The sequence below is a fragment of the Mesorhizobium sp. WSM4837 genome (assembly GCF_055811435.1).
This window is the reverse complement of record NZ_JBVVQE010000071.1, coordinates 21,460-34,840: the sequence shown is the minus strand read 5'-3', so window position 1 is coordinate 34,840 and position 13,381 is coordinate 21,460. Positions and strand designations below refer to the sequence as shown.

Below are 13,381 nucleotides of genomic sequence, written 5' to 3'. Positions count from 1 at the left end.
GTTTGGGGGGGGGGGAAGGGCGGGTGCGGAAGCCGGAAAGCGGAAGGGCCGCGTAAGGCAAGATAAAGGCATTGCCTCCAGGAGGCGGCGAAGTCTTTGTCTGCACATCGTTTTTCCTGGAGGCTGCTGGCAGAGCCGGGAGTGTGGGACACGCAAGTATCTGACACTGCTTGAGATTTCTGGGAGGCCACGATGCAGGATGACGAATTCAGGCCGAAGCTCGGCAGAATAGGCTCGCGCGGCTCGAAGGCAGGCAAACGCTTCGCCAGCCAGGTCCAGGCGGCGATCAACAGAGCCGGCGGCCGGCCCCAGCGCGGCGGCCGCTTTAACGGCAGCCGGGCAGGGCGCGGCGGAGCGGCCGCCGCGCTGCTGAACTCACGCGACAGGTATGCTGCCTTCCGGCAGCGGCGGGTGGTGGTCAAGGCGCGCGTCGTCAAGCTGGCCGGCAAAGGCCAGGGTGGGGCGCTTGCGCATCTGCGCTACATCCAACGCGACGGCGTTACCCGGGAAGGCGCGCCTGGCGAGCTCTACGGCGCCGACAGTGATCGCGTCGACAGCAAGGCCTTCCTTGATCGTGCCGATGGCGATCGGCATCAATTCCGCTTCATCGTCGCACCCGAAGACGGCATCCAGTATGACGACCTGAAGCTACTCACGCGCCGGCTCATGGCGCAGATGGAGGAGGATCTCGGCACGAAGCTCGACTGGGTTGCCGTCGATCATTTCAACACCGGCCACCCGCACACCCATATCATCGTCCGTGGCAAGGACGACCGCGGCGAGAACCTCGTCATTGCGCGGGAATATATCTCAAGCGGAATCCGCGAACGGACCGCCGAGCTGGTCAGCCTCAATCTCGGTCCACGAACCGATCGCGAGATCGAGCACCGCCTGCGGCAGGAAATGGAGCAGGAGCGCTTCACCAGCATCGACCGGCAGCTGCTCAGCATGCGCGACAGCGATGGACTGGTTTCTCCGGTCGGCCGCGACGCCTTTCGACAGACCCTGCACCAGGGCCGCCTGCGCAAACTCGGACGGATGGGTCTGGCCGAGGAGATCAGCTCCGGCCGCTGGCGCCTCGACGATGAGCTCGAAGCGACACTGCAGCGCATCGGCGAGCGCGGTGACATAATCAAGACGATGCACCGAGACATTGCGGGTAAAGGACTATCCCGAAGTGCAGCCGACTGTGTGATCCACGATCAATCCGGGCAGCTCGCGCAACCTTTCGTTGGCCGCCTTGTGGCGCGCGGGCTTGCCGACGAGATCAACGACCGCCACTACCTCATAGTGGATGGGGTGGACGGGAAAAGCCACTACATCGATGTCGGCAAAGGCGAGGCCACCGAACCGACGCCCGACGGCTGCATCGTCCGTGTCACGCCGAGAAACACCGGGCCGAGGCAGGTTGACCGCACCGTCGCCGAGATCGCTGCCGTCCACGGGGGGCGCTACAATGTTGATATCCACCTGAAGCATGATCCGTCTGCCAGCGAACGCTTCGCCGAAACCCATGTGCGTCGTCTGGAAGCCATTCGCCGCGGAACCGGCACTGTCAGGCGCGAAGCCGACGGCACATGGATTATCGCGCCGAACCATCTCGACCAAGTCGCCGACTACGAGCGCAAGCGAGCCATGGCTGTGCCTGTTGTCGTCGCCAAGCTCTCATCAATGCCGCTGGATCAGCAAATCGGGTTCGACGGTGCCACCTGGATCGACCGGGAAATGGTTTCCGATTCACCGGAGACCCTGCGCAACTCCGGCTTTGGCCGTGACGTGCGGGAGGCGCAAGCCCGCAGGCGGCAATGGCTGATTGCTCAGGGTCTCGCGCATGAAGAGCAGGACCGCACCGTCTATCGCGCCAACATGATTTCGATCCTCCGCCAGCGTGAACTGAACCGTGTTGCCGGTCAGCTCTCGGAAGAGCTCGGTCTGTCCTATGCTGAAGTGCGACCCGGAGACCGGGTACAAGGCACTCTCCGCCGCTCAGTTGAGCTCGCCAGCGGCAAATACGCCCTTATCGAGAAATCGCGCGAGTTTGTGCTCGTCCCGTGGCGGCCGGTGCTCGAGCGGCATATCGGCAAAGAGATTTCTGGCATAGTGCAGCGAGACGGTATCTCCTGGAACATCGGTCGGCAAAGGAGTGGGCCTAGCGTTTCATAACTTGTGTGGCAGCCATGCGTGAGTGCGGTGTGCCTTGGACTGGCCCGGCAAGAGTTCGACCAAGGCGCTCCGAGAGCGTGAGTGCCACCAGCTCTGGTAGGTCTATCGGACCAACGACAGCGCGCCCGTGGCCAATTGCGATCCCATTCTAACCAAGATGCTCGGGCTCGCGCCAGATCGCCGTTAAGCTTGCCGGAGCTCGCGCAAACGTCGAGGACATTTGCTGAACCAGCTCGACAAAAAACAAGGGATCGAGCTCCTCCCGGCTGCTGTCGCTGTGGATGCCCTTCCACATGGCATGAGCATAAGGGTATTCCGAGCAACGAGTCCGCCTCCGCTTCAATGGCTCGCGAACGATCTGACGAGGTCGAGCAATTTGGCCATGCGCTTCGAGCATCAGAGTATCGCCGCTTTCCAAGCTGATCGGTGGACGAGGTGAACCGCTATTATGCTCCGAAAAGGCGAGGCTCGTCGCACTGATGGGTGTAACAATGTCGACATCGGCGATAAACGTTACGAGCATCGTCGGCTGTAGGCGAGCATCATGCTTCCGTCCCAATTCGGGAGGGAGCCATGAGCAGCCCCAACACCTCGAAAATTGGCCTCGCCTACTCAAAAGACCGGACCGTGCGCAGCCGATTCATAACCCAGCAACGGCACACAAAAACGAACTGCTGCTGCGCATGTCTCCGGCCGACCCGCAATTGCTCAGCCCACACCTTCACCGCAGCTATCTGCCATTGAGAACGCAACTCGAAACCGCAAACGCTCCTATAGAGGCTGTCTACTTCTTTGAGATGGGGATCGGCCCGGTGGTGGCGAAACTCCGGCCGGAGCTCGACGCCGAAGTTGTCGTAGTCCGGTTTTTGTAGCACATCAGCTGTCCGCTTTGGGTTGACGGCGAAGCCCGGATGAAAGCGGAAGAACACCCGGGGCCGCTTGCTGGTTCAGGTGACTGCCGCGGCAGGCTCCTGCGCATGTGCTTGTCGCTGCCCTTGCGTCGTTTCCGGTGAAGCGCCGACCTCGTGTCGAGACGCAGTCAAGGTTGGCCGCCGCGCTACCGCGGGCGCCGGCTGCGACGCTTCCAGGCCACGCCTTGAGGGGCGTTGAGCCGCCGGCCGGGATGTCAGCGTGCCGATGGAAGTCAGGGTCGTTGCCACGCGCTGTTTGGCATTGTCCAGAACTGATGAGTTTGGCGCAAGTTCCAGACGGCCGACAGTGCGCGTGAGCAAACATGCAGGAGTTTGCCAAGGCGGCCAGCAAGGCAGTCGAACAGGCAAAGGGAAGGTCCGGGTGACTGCATCCCTCAGCGGAGATGACGAGTAGCCCGCCGCTTCGATCTGATGAGTTCAAGCAGCTCAGCCTCATCCGCGTCAGCCTCTTCTTCCAACGCGACCAAAATATCCAGGGCGAGGTTGTCGGCCTCCAACGATGAGCGGGCGATATGCTCGTCACTGCATATCTGGTCGAATACCCGTTGGCATAGATCGAGATCGGCAGGGTATAGACCGGCCCGTTTGAACGGCATTTTGAAAACCCCTAAGCATTGTAGCAGTCAATGGATCTAAGGGCCGTTAACTGGGCGAGTCAACAGCATGTAAAAAGCGGACATTGCGATGATCGTTACGCCTCAGCCGACTACGGAAACTCGTCCCAACTGGCGGTTGGTGGACGCAAGCCGGCACCGCGCGTACCGTTTCTCGCTGGTCAACACGTCCTCTTCTATCCATTGGCTGGATGGCAGCCATCCCAACAATCGATTTTACCTGTTTTACCGAATTCTACTAGGAGGCTCAGCGCCGGGCGGTGTCCTTCGGGTCGGCTGAGGCTACCGGGAAGAATTCGGAGACGATCATGTGCGGGATTGTTGGCATCGTTGGGCATCAGCCGGTGTCTGATCGGTTGGTCGACGCTTTGAAGCGTCTCGAATATCGAGGATATGACTCAGCCGGCGTTGCCACCATCACCGAGGGCTCGTTGCACTGCCGGCGCGCCAAGGGCAAGCTCATCAATCTCGAGACGAGGTTGAAGGAAGAGCCGCTGAGTGGCACCATCGGCATCGCACACACGCGCTGGGCAACGCATGGGGCACCGACTGAGCGCAACGCGCACCCGCACTTTACGGACGGTGTGGCCGTCGTTCACAACGGCATTATCGAGAATTTCGCCGAGTTGAAGGACGAACTGGTGGCGGCGGGCGCCGAGTTCCAGACCGACACCGACACCGAGGTCGTCGTGCATCTCTTGGCAAGACACCGCCGGGAGGGCATGGGGCGGGGTGAGGCAATGCACGCCATGCTGAAGCGCGTCAGGGGCGCCTACGCGCTTGCCATTCTCTTCGAGGATGATCCGTCGACCATCATGGCGGCGCGCAATGGACCACCGCTGGCGATCGGTCACGGCGACGGCGAGATGTTCCTGGGCTCCGACGCCATGGCGCTAGCTCCCTTCACAAATGCAATCACATATCTCGTCGACGGCGACTGGGCCGTTATCGGCAAGGCAGGCGCCGATATCTTCGATTTCGATGGCCATCCCGTCGAACGTCCGCGCCAGGCTTCCACGGCCGGGGCATACCTGGCCAATAAGGGCAACCGTCGCCACTTCATGGAGAAGGAAATTTACGAGCAGCCCGAGGTCATCGCCCGTGCGCTCGGTCATTACATCAACTTCGAAGGGAATCGCGTCGATACGGTTTCGAGCATAGATTTCGCCAGCATCCCGAGCCTGGCGATCTCGGCTTGCGGCACCGCCTATCTGGCCGGACTGATCGCAAAATACTGGTTCGAGCGCTATGCGCGCCTGCCGGTCGAAATCGACGTTGCGTCCGAATTCCGCTACCGGGAGATCCCGTTGCCGCCGGAATCGGCGGCTCTTTTCATTTCGCAATCCGGCGAAACCGCCGATACGCTCGCGTCCCTGAGGTACTGCAAGGGGCGTGGGCTGAAAACCGGCGCTGTCGTCAATTCCCGCGAATCGACCATCGCTCGGGAGGCCGACGCGATCTTCCCGATCCTTGCCGGCCCGGAGATCGGCGTCGCCTCCACCAAGGCTTTCACGTGCCAGCTTGCGGTTCTGGCCACACTCGCCATCGGCGCTGCCAAGGACCGTGGAACGCTAACTGAATATGAGGTGAAGGCGCTCGTCCGGAGCCTTGCCGAAATGCCGGGCGTCATGGGCCGGGTACTGAACAGCATCCAGCCAGATATCGAGCTCCTGTCGCGCGAACTGTCAAAGTGTCATGGTGTCCTGTATATTGGCCGCGGCACCAGTTTCCCACTGGCGATGGAAGGTGCGCTGAAGCTCAAGGAGATTTCCTACATCCATGCTGAGGGCTATGCGGCTGGCGAATTGAAGCATGGTCCGATCGCATTGATAGACGAGAACATGCCAGTGATCGTCATCGCGCCACATGATCGCTTTTTCAACAAGACCGTCTCCAATATGGAGGAAGCGGCCGCCCGTGGAGGGCGGATTATCCTCATCACCGATGAAAATGGGGCCGCTGCGTCGAAACTCAACACGATGCATACGATCGTGCTGCCGGCCGTCGACGAGATTATCGCACCTATGATTTTCTCGCTGCCGATACAGCTTCTTGCCTATCATACGGCGGTCTCCATGGGCAAAGATGTCGATCAGCCGCGCAATCTCGCAAAATCGGTCACCGTCGAATGATTGTGACGCCCTCATAGGTGGCATGCGTCCATCGGAAATACACTTCAAAGCGTCACCGGCATTTGGATGTCGACGAGACGCAGATCAGGTCTGCGACCAAGTGGGCATATTTGCTCCACCGCAAGTTTTCAGTCTGAGCGATTCTGCCCATTCCCTCATCGCACCTGGTCGTGCGTAGTGCGCATTTCAGTTCACATCGCGCCGCGCGATGCTTGGCCCCGCATGTACAGAACTGCGGAGCAAGCCAATGACGCCTACGAAGTTGCTGATTGGGCAGATCGCCGTCGTGTTCGCAATCGTGATACTCGGCGTATGGGCGGCCACGCAGTGGTGCGCCCACATGCTCGGCCATCAACCGCCACTCGGCGCGCCATGGTTAGTCGCGGCTGGCTGGCAGATCTACAAGCCGTGGAAACTGTTCGAATGGTGGTTCCACTTCGACGCTTATGCGCCCGAGGTCTTCGATAAGGCCGGTGCGCTTGCCGGCGCCAGTGGGTTCGTGGGCTGTGCCGCCGCGATCGCCGGCTCGCTCTGGCGGGCGCGACAGCTCGGGTCGGTCACCACATATGGATCGTCAAGGTGGGCCGCGACTCACGAGATCGACACGGCAGGGCTGTTTCGGCCGGCCGGCGTTTTCCTAGGCAAGCTGAAGGATCGCTATCTTCGCCATGACGGGCCCGAGCACGTCATGGCCTTTGCCCCAACACGATCAGGCAAGGGCATCGGACTGGTTGTTCCAACTCTTCTGTCCTGGACCGGCTCGGCCGTCATTCACGATATCAAAGGCGAGAACTGGCAGTTGACCTCCGGCTGGCGCTCGAAGTTCTCCTACTGTCTCCTGTTCAATCCGACCGATCCGAGGTCGGCACGCTATAACCCGCTGCTGGAGGTACGAAAAGGTCCAGACGAGGTCCGCGACGTCCAGAACATCGCCGACATCCTGGTAGATCCGGAAGGCGCGCTGGACCGGCGGAACCACTGGGAGAAAACCAGTCACTCACTGTTGGTCGGTGCCATTTTGCACGTGCTTTACGCCGAAGAGGAAAAGACGCTCGCTCGCGTCGCCACCTTCCTGTCGGACCCGCAACGCTCGTTTGCCGCGACACTACGGCGGATGATGACGACCAACCATCTCGGCGCGGCGGATAAGCCCCAGGTCCATCCTGTCGTGGCCTCGGCAGCTCGCGAGGTGTTGAACAAGTCGGAGAACGAGCGTTCGGGCGTTCTTTCGACCGCCATGTCGTTTCTCGGCCTCTATCGCGATCCTACGGTGGCGGCAGCGACATCAGCCTGCGACTGGCGCATTGCCGATCTCCTGGATGCTGAGCGACCGATGTCACTCTATCTGGTCGTGCCGCCATCGGACATCTCGCGCACGAAGCCGCTGGTGCGACTTGTGCTCAATCAGATCGGCAGGCGTCTGACGGAGCGGCTGGAGGGGGATCCTAAGAAGAGCAGGAACCATCAACTGCTCATGATGCTGGACGAATTCCCGGCGCTCGGTCGCCTTGATTTCTTCGAAACCGCGCTCGCTTTCATGGCCGGCTATGGCATCCGTGCATATCTGATCGCGCAATCCTTGAACCAGATCTCCAAGGCGTATGGGGACAACAATGCCATTCTCGACAACTGCCATGTGCGGATTGCCTTTTCCTCCAATGACGAGCGCACGGCCAAACGCATTTCGGACGCGCTCGGCACGGCGACGGAGCTGAGGTCCATGCGCAACTATGCCGGCCATCGCTTGGCGCCCTGGCTGTCGCACGTGATGGTTAGCCGCCAGGAGACCGCCCGCCCACTATTGACACCGGGCGAGGTGATGCAGTTGCCGCAAGCCGATGAACTGGTGTTGGTTTCAGGGCTGCCGCCGATCCGGGCGAAAAAGCTGCGCTACTACCAGGATCGAAATTTCACCGAGCGCGTGCTTTCTGCGCCGGTATTGTGCGACGGCGCCTACGCGGATCGGCCAGTACCGCGTCCGGACTGTTGGATCGGGCAGGTGCGGGGCGTTGACCGCCGTCTTGCTGGCCGCGGCGAAAGCGCGGGCGAGGCAATTGAAGATGAAGGAGGTGTCCAGCAACAGCGACATCCGGGTCTGCCTGAAGAGCATACAGCCGTCACTCTGGAGCCCGACCGGGACGACCTGCTCAAGCCCGCGGACGATGATAGCGAGGCAGTTGCCGACAGGCGCGTGATGGACCGAATTTCCACTGCCGCACGCGCCTATGGCATCAACGAGGGGACGGGCGACAACAAGGACATCGTGCCCGGCTTCTGAAAGAAGCTGCCGAAGGCAGAGCGCAAATCAGCGTAGATAACGGCCATAAGCAATTTCGAGGAAGTCGCCGATGCTCGTTCCCGCCCGCGCAACAGCGCTGGGACAGTTGGAACGAGCCACATGAGCCCTCAGCGCATTCGTCATCAGTTTCTGCTCGAACCCGACCTGAGCAAGAAACTGGACGACCTCAACCGCGATCCATCGACGACCAAATCAGCGATCGTGGCGAAGGCAGTCGAGGCCTTTATCGAGCGGCGTGGCGAGAACGAGCTCGACCGGCGCTACGGCGTAAGGCTCGACCGTCTTTCTCGTGACCTCGGTCATCTCAGACGCGACGTCGAGATGATCCTAGAGAGCCTGGCGCTCTTCATTCGCTTTTCCATCACGCTTCATGCTCACACGCCAGTCCCGGACAGGGCGACGCAGGCGATTGCCCAGGAGCGCTTCGACAAATTCGTCGAGCAAGTGGGCCGCCAGATCGCCTCCGGCAAACGGTCGCTTGGGACGGATAATGGCGGGGGAGGGGAAGGATGAGTTCTCATCCGGAGGTCGACCATCGCCATCGTGCCATGTTGCGCACCGCCATGGGCCCGGCAATCGCTGAGGCCCTTGCCGATTCATCTGTTGTCGAGGTGATGGTCAATCCCGACGGTGCGCTGCGGCTCGACCGGCTGGGAGAAGGTCGGGTCGGTACCGGCGTGCATATGCACCCATCCGAGGCGGAACGCATCGTTCGCCTGGTCGCTTCCCATGTGCGTGCCGAGGCGCATGCGGGTAGTCCGATCGTCAGCGCCGAACTGCCCTCGGGCGAGCGCTTCGAGGGGCTGTTGCCGCCAGTCGTTCTGGCGCCATGCTTCGCCATCCGTAAACCGGCCGCAAAACTCTACACGTTGGCCAACTATGTCGCCGACCAAATCATGCTGCCGCTGCAGGCCGATGCGCTGAGGAAGGCCGTGCGCGAGCGGCGCAACATATTGGTCGCAGGCGGCACGTCGTCGGGTAAAACCACGCTCGCCAATGCGCTGCTGGTCGAAGTCGCGGAATGCGACGAGCGGGTGATCTTGATCGAAGACACACGCGAGCTGCAGTGCGCTGCCAAGGACTGCGTTGCACTCAGGACAAGACGGGGCTCGGTGACGCTTGCCGATCTCGTACGCTCGACGCTGCGGCTCAGGCCCGACCGCATCGTCGTCGGCGAAGTCCGGGGTGCGGAAGCCCTCGATATGCTGAAGGCATGGAACACTGGCCACCCCGGCGGCATCGCAACGGTTCACGCCAATTCGGCGCGCTCCGCCCTCTACCGGATCGAGCAACTCGCGCAGGAAGCCGTCGTCACTGTACCACGCCGTCTGATCGCCGATGCCATCGATCTGATTGTCTTCATCGCCGGGCGCGGATCCTCGCGCCGCATTGACGCCATCGCCGAGGTCATCGGTCTCGACGGCAGCGGCGATTACGCCGTCACCCAACTGACGCTCCCGCAACTTCAGCAGTTTTGAAAGGCCAATTCATGTGCAAGAAGCTTCGCTTTCTTTCGTCCACCGCGCTCGTGCTTGTTCTCACGGTCTCAGCCCGCGCAGCAGGCTCCGGCATGCCTTGGGAACAGCCGCTGCAACAGATCCTGGAGTCTGTACAGGGACCGGTCGCCAAGATTATCGCCGTGATCATCATCATCACCACGGGCTTAACCCTTGCCTTCGGTGACACCGCAGGCGGTTTCCGCCGGCTGATCCAGATCGTCTTCGGGCTGTCGATCGCCTTCGCGGCATCGAGCTTCTTTCTCTCCTTCTTCTCCTTTGGCGGCGGAGCACTCGTCTGATGGCCGCTGGAGAGCAGCATATTGAGGGCTTCGCGGTTCCCGTTCACCGGGCATTGACCGAAGCCATCCTGCTGGGCGGTGCACCGCGAGCGGTGGCGATCCTCAACGGCACGGTGGCCGCAGCTATCGGCCTCGGTTTGCAGCAGTGGATCGCAGGGCTGGTGCTGTGGATTGCCGGCCACACGCTGGCGGTCTTTGCCTCAAGACGCGATCCAGACTTCGCCAGCGTGCTCGTTCGTCACCTTCGTCTGAAGGGATGGTTGGGATGCTGAACCTGTCAGAATACCGCAGCAAAGCCGACAAACTTGCGGACCATCTGCCCTGGGCAGCGCTCGTCGCGCCCAGCATCGTGCTCAATAAGGACGGCAGCTTTCAGCGGACCTTACGGTTCCGCGGGCCCGATCTCGAAAGCGCGACGGAAGCAGAACTTGTCGGCATCTGCGCCCGGGCAAACAACGCGTTGAGAAGGCTCGGCTCCGGCTGGGCATTGTTCTTCGAAGCCGAGCGCATAGAGGCGCTCGACTATCCTAACTCAACCTTTCCCGACGCCGCGTCTTGGCTGGTCGATGAAGAACGACGCGCGGCCTTCGAGGGCAAGGTCGCGCATTACGAGAGCCGCTATCATCTGACTTTGCTGTTCATGCCGCCCCCGGACGCACGGGCGAGGGCTGAAAGCGCGCTCGTTGACGCACACCAATCTGGCGGCGGGAGAGACTGGCCCCAGGAGCTGGCGCGGTTTCGCGACGAGACCGACCGGGTCCTCGATCTTTTGTCCGGCTTCATGCCCGAGGTGCGCGTGCTCGACGATGCCGAGACCCTGACTTACCTGCACGGCACAATCTCGACCCGCCGCCATCCACTCGCTGTCCCGGAAACGCCGATGTATCTCGACGGTATCCTGGTCGACGCGCCGCTTACCGGCGGCTTGGAGCCTATGCTCGGCGAACACCATCTTCGCACCCTTACCGTCCTCGGATTCCCGAATCTCACCCGGCCCGGGATTCTCGACGCGTTGAATCATCAGGATTTCGCCTATCGCTGGGTGACGCGTTTCATCCCGCTCGACAAGACGGAAGCCACGAAGACGCTGACACGGTTGCGCCGCCAGTGGTTTGCCAAGCGCAAGTCGATCGCGGCCATCCTGCGCGAGGTCGTGACCAACGAACCTGTCCCGCTGGTCGACAGCGATGCCGACAACAAGGCGCTCGATGCCGACGCAGCCCTTCAGGCGTTGGGCGGCGACCATGTCGGCTTCGGTTATCTCACCACAACGGTGACAGTGTGGGATGAGGACCATCAAGCCGCCGCGGAGAAACTTCGCGCGGTCGAGCGCATCATCAATGGGCTCGGCTTCACCACCATCCGCGAAGGCGTCAATGCGGTCGAGGCGTGGCTCGGCTCGCTGCCTGGTCATATCTATGCCAATGTTCGCCAGCCGCTCGTTCACACATTGAACCTTGCGCATCTCATGCCGTTGTCGTCGGTCTGGGCAGGTCCTGCGGCGAACGAGCATCTCGCCAAGGTCACCCAGCGAGAGGCCTCGCCACTTCTGTTCGCAGAGACCAACGGGTCGACACCATTCCGGCTATCCACCCATGTCGACGATGTCGGCCACATGCTGATCGTTGGCCCGACCGGCGCCGGCAAATCGGTGCTGCTTGCCCTGATTGCGCTGCAGTTCCGGCGCTATGCCGGCGCGCAGGTCTATGTCTTCGACAAAGGCAATTCGGCGCGCGCGGCAGTCCTTGCCACGGGTGGAGAACACCACGCGCTGGGTGCTGACGGTGCGCTCGCCTTCCAGCCCCTGCGCAATATCGGCGACCAGGCTGCCCGCAGTTGGGCAGCCGAGTGGATTGCCGGCCTCATTGCGCATGAGAATGTCACCGTCACGCCGGAGGTGAAGGAGGCAATCTGGTCGGCACTCACCAGCCTTGCCACCGCGCCGGCGCAGGAACGCACGCTGACCGGCCTTTCGGTCCTGCTTCAGTCCAACGGGCTGAAGTCCGTGTTGATGCCCTACACGCTCGACGGTCCTTTCGGCCGCCTGCTCGACGCCGATGATGATCGGCTGGCCTTATCGAATGTGCAGTGTTTCGAGACGGAAGAGCTGATGCAGAGCCAAGGCGCTGTGCTGCCTGTGCTCACTTACGTCTTCCATCGTCTTGAAGAGCGGTTCGATGGACGGCCGACGCTGCTGATGCTCGACGAGGCTTGGGTCTATCTCGACAATCCGCTCTTTGCCGCCCGTATCCGCGAATGGCTGAAGGTGCTCCGAAAGCGGAATGTCTCGGTGATCTTCGCTACGCAATCGCTGGCTGATATCGCGGGCTCTTCAATCGCGCCGGCGATCATCGAGAGCTGCCCCCAGCGCATTTTCCTTCCCAATGATCGTGCTGTGGAACCGCAAGCGCGGGCAGCCTACGAGCGCTTCGGCTTGAACGAGCGGCAGATCGAATTGATCGCCCGCGCCACGCCCAAGCGCCACTACTATCTTCAGTCACGTGGCGGAAACCGTCTCTTCGAGCTCGGGCTTGGCCCCATCACTCTTGCGCTTTGCGGCGCTTCCGATCCGGCGACGCAGACCCTGATCGACAAAATCCAGTCCGAAGACGGGCAAGACAGCTTTGCCTCCCGCTTTCTGAGCGCGCGCGGCCTCGATTGGGCTGCCGAGCTTCTCCAGCAATTCCCTCAACCAGACATGGAGCAATCCTCATGATTGGACGCCGTCTTTTCACCAGCCTGATCACCGTTTCCCTGATCGCCAAGCCAATGGCCGACTATGTGCAGCCGGCCTACGCCCTTATCGTATTCGACCCATCCAATTATGCGCAGAACGTGCTGACGGCGGCGCGCGCGCTGGAGCAGATCAACAACCAGATCCAGTCGCTGCAGAACCAGGCAACCATGCTGCAGAACATGGCGCGCAATCTTCAGCGTCTGGATTTCTCTTCCGTGGGCCAACTCACCGGTTCGCTCCATCGCATTGACGGTTTGATGGACCAGGCGAGTGGCCTCAGTTTTGATCTGGGCAAGCTTCAAGACCAGTGGCGCAGCCAATATCCAGAAAGCTACGAGGCCACGATCAAGGTCAGCGATGTGGCAACCGCTGCGCGCGAGCGCTGGCAGAGCGCCATGCAGGCGTTCCGCCAGACCATGCGGGCCCAGTCGCAGATCGTCGAGAACGTCCGCGCCGACGGCGACCTGCTTGCCGATCTCGTCAACCGCAGCCAAGGGGCAGCCGGTGCGCTTCAGGCAAGCCAGGCCACCAACCAGCTGATCGCGCTTTCAACTAAGCAGCAGATGCAGATCCAAACGCTGCTCGCGACTCAGTTTCGAGCTGAGGCCGAGGATGCCGCGCGCAAGGCGCAGTCCGAGGAAGCCGCCCGCGAGACAACCAAGCGCTTCCTGGGTACCGGCTCGGCCTATCCCGGCAACTGATCACC

Annotated in this window: 12 protein-coding genes; 9 read left to right on the top strand and 3 right to left on the bottom strand. The window is 61.5% G+C overall.

Annotated features, from left to right (window positions below):
- Positions 1–192 precede the first annotated feature (192 nt).
- Complete coding sequence (gene rlxS / locus AC0L3D_RS29765) at positions 193–2,163, top strand: relaxase/mobilization nuclease RlxS (RefSeq protein WP_473646713.1); 1,971 nt, start codon at positions 193–195, stop codon at positions 2,161–2,163.
- 148 nt (positions 2,164–2,311) lie between these two features.
- Here rlxS and AC0L3D_RS29760 read toward each other — a convergent pair whose 3' ends face one another.
- The 3 genes from AC0L3D_RS29760 to AC0L3D_RS29750 all read right to left on the bottom strand — a co-directional run bounded on the left by AC0L3D_RS29760 (position 2,312) and on the right by AC0L3D_RS29750 (position 3,691).
- The gene (locus tag AC0L3D_RS29760; RefSeq protein ID WP_473646711.1) at positions 2,312–2,686 is read right to left on the bottom strand and encodes a hypothetical protein; all 375 of its coding nucleotides are present in this window, start codon (positions 2,684–2,686) and stop codon (positions 2,312–2,314) included.
- Positions 2,687–2,771: 85 nt separating this feature from the next.
- Positions 2,772–3,092 (bottom strand): hypothetical protein, encoded by a 321-nt coding sequence (locus AC0L3D_RS29755; RefSeq protein WP_473646710.1) that lies wholly within the window; start codon positions 3,090–3,092, stop codon positions 2,772–2,774.
- Between the two features lie 377 nt (positions 3,093–3,469).
- Complete coding sequence (locus AC0L3D_RS29750; RefSeq protein ID WP_473479490.1) at positions 3,470–3,691, bottom strand: hypothetical protein; 222 nt, start codon at positions 3,689–3,691, stop codon at positions 3,470–3,472.
- 326 nt (positions 3,692–4,017) lie between these two features.
- Here AC0L3D_RS29750 and glmS point away from each other — a divergent pair, with 326 nt between their 5' ends.
- From glmS to trbJ, 8 genes are all read left to right on the top strand, one after another.
- Complete coding sequence (gene glmS, locus AC0L3D_RS29745; RefSeq protein ID WP_473646708.1) at positions 4,018–5,841, top strand: glutamine--fructose-6-phosphate transaminase (isomerizing); 1,824 nt, start codon at positions 4,018–4,020, stop codon at positions 5,839–5,841.
- A 247-nt stretch (positions 5,842–6,088) separates the two neighbouring features.
- Entirely contained in the window at positions 6,089–8,119 is a 2,031-nt protein-coding gene (locus AC0L3D_RS29740) for a conjugal transfer protein TraG (RefSeq protein WP_473479495.1), read from the top strand.
- A gap of 120 nt (positions 8,120–8,239) precedes the next feature.
- Positions 8,240–8,653 (top strand): CopG family transcriptional regulator, encoded by a 414-nt coding sequence (locus tag AC0L3D_RS29735; protein WP_065010491.1) that lies wholly within the window; start codon positions 8,240–8,242, stop codon positions 8,651–8,653.
- Positions 8,650–9,618 carry a P-type conjugative transfer ATPase TrbB gene (trbB, locus tag AC0L3D_RS29730; RefSeq protein ID WP_473479497.1) on the top strand — a complete coding sequence of 323 codons (969 nt, stop codon included), beginning with the start codon at positions 8,650–8,652 and terminating at the stop codon, positions 9,616–9,618. The genes AC0L3D_RS29735 and trbB overlap by 4 nt, the downstream gene beginning before the upstream one ends.
- 11 nt (positions 9,619–9,629) lie before the next feature.
- Complete coding sequence (locus AC0L3D_RS29725; RefSeq protein ID WP_008871922.1) at positions 9,630–9,938, top strand: TrbC/VirB2 family type IV secretion system protein; 309 nt, start codon at positions 9,630–9,632, stop codon at positions 9,936–9,938.
- Positions 9,938–10,210 (top strand): VirB3 family type IV secretion system protein, encoded by a 273-nt coding sequence (locus AC0L3D_RS29720; protein WP_473646707.1) that lies wholly within the window; start codon positions 9,938–9,940, stop codon positions 10,208–10,210. Before AC0L3D_RS29725 ends, AC0L3D_RS29720 begins: the two co-directional genes overlap by 1 nt.
- Positions 10,204–12,654 (top strand): conjugal transfer protein TrbE, encoded by a 2,451-nt coding sequence (gene trbE, locus AC0L3D_RS29715; RefSeq protein WP_473646705.1) that lies wholly within the window; start codon positions 10,204–10,206, stop codon positions 12,652–12,654. The genes AC0L3D_RS29720 and trbE overlap by 7 nt, the downstream gene beginning before the upstream one ends.
- Positions 12,651–13,376: a P-type conjugative transfer protein TrbJ gene (gene trbJ / locus AC0L3D_RS29710; protein WP_008871925.1), complete on the top strand. Its 726-nt coding sequence runs from the start codon at positions 12,651–12,653 to the stop codon at positions 13,374–13,376. Before trbE ends, trbJ begins: the two co-directional genes overlap by 4 nt.
- Positions 13,377–13,381 lie beyond the last annotated feature (5 nt).

What these genes read in the sequence shown, in the direction of transcription:
- AC0L3D_RS29750 (WP_473479490.1), bottom strand. Translation starts at nt 3,691, where the DNA reads ATGCCGTTCAAACGGGCCGGTCTATACCCTGCCGATCTCGATCTATGC.
- trbJ (WP_008871925.1), top strand. Translation starts at nt 12,651, where the DNA reads ATGATTGGACGCCGTCTTTTCACCAGCCTGATCACCGTTTCCCTGATC.
- trbB (WP_473479497.1), top strand. Translation starts at nt 8,650, where the DNA reads ATGAGTTCTCATCCGGAGGTCGACCATCGCCATCGTGCCATGTTGCGC.
- rlxS (WP_473646713.1), top strand. Translation starts at nt 193, where the DNA reads ATGCAGGATGACGAATTCAGGCCGAAGCTCGGCAGAATAGGCTCGCGC.
- AC0L3D_RS29760 (WP_473646711.1), bottom strand. Translation starts at nt 2,686, where the DNA reads ATGCTCGTAACGTTTATCGCCGATGTCGACATTGTTACACCCATCAGT.
- AC0L3D_RS29720 (WP_473646707.1), top strand. Translation starts at nt 9,938, where the DNA reads ATGGCCGCTGGAGAGCAGCATATTGAGGGCTTCGCGGTTCCCGTTCAC.
- trbE (WP_473646705.1), top strand. Translation starts at nt 10,204, where the DNA reads ATGCTGAACCTGTCAGAATACCGCAGCAAAGCCGACAAACTTGCGGAC.
- AC0L3D_RS29725 (WP_008871922.1), top strand. Translation starts at nt 9,630, where the DNA reads ATGTGCAAGAAGCTTCGCTTTCTTTCGTCCACCGCGCTCGTGCTTGTT.
- AC0L3D_RS29735 (WP_065010491.1), top strand. Translation starts at nt 8,240, where the DNA reads ATGAGCCCTCAGCGCATTCGTCATCAGTTTCTGCTCGAACCCGACCTG.
- glmS (WP_473646708.1), top strand. Translation starts at nt 4,018, where the DNA reads ATGTGCGGGATTGTTGGCATCGTTGGGCATCAGCCGGTGTCTGATCGG.
- AC0L3D_RS29740 (WP_473479495.1), top strand. Translation starts at nt 6,089, where the DNA reads ATGACGCCTACGAAGTTGCTGATTGGGCAGATCGCCGTCGTGTTCGCA.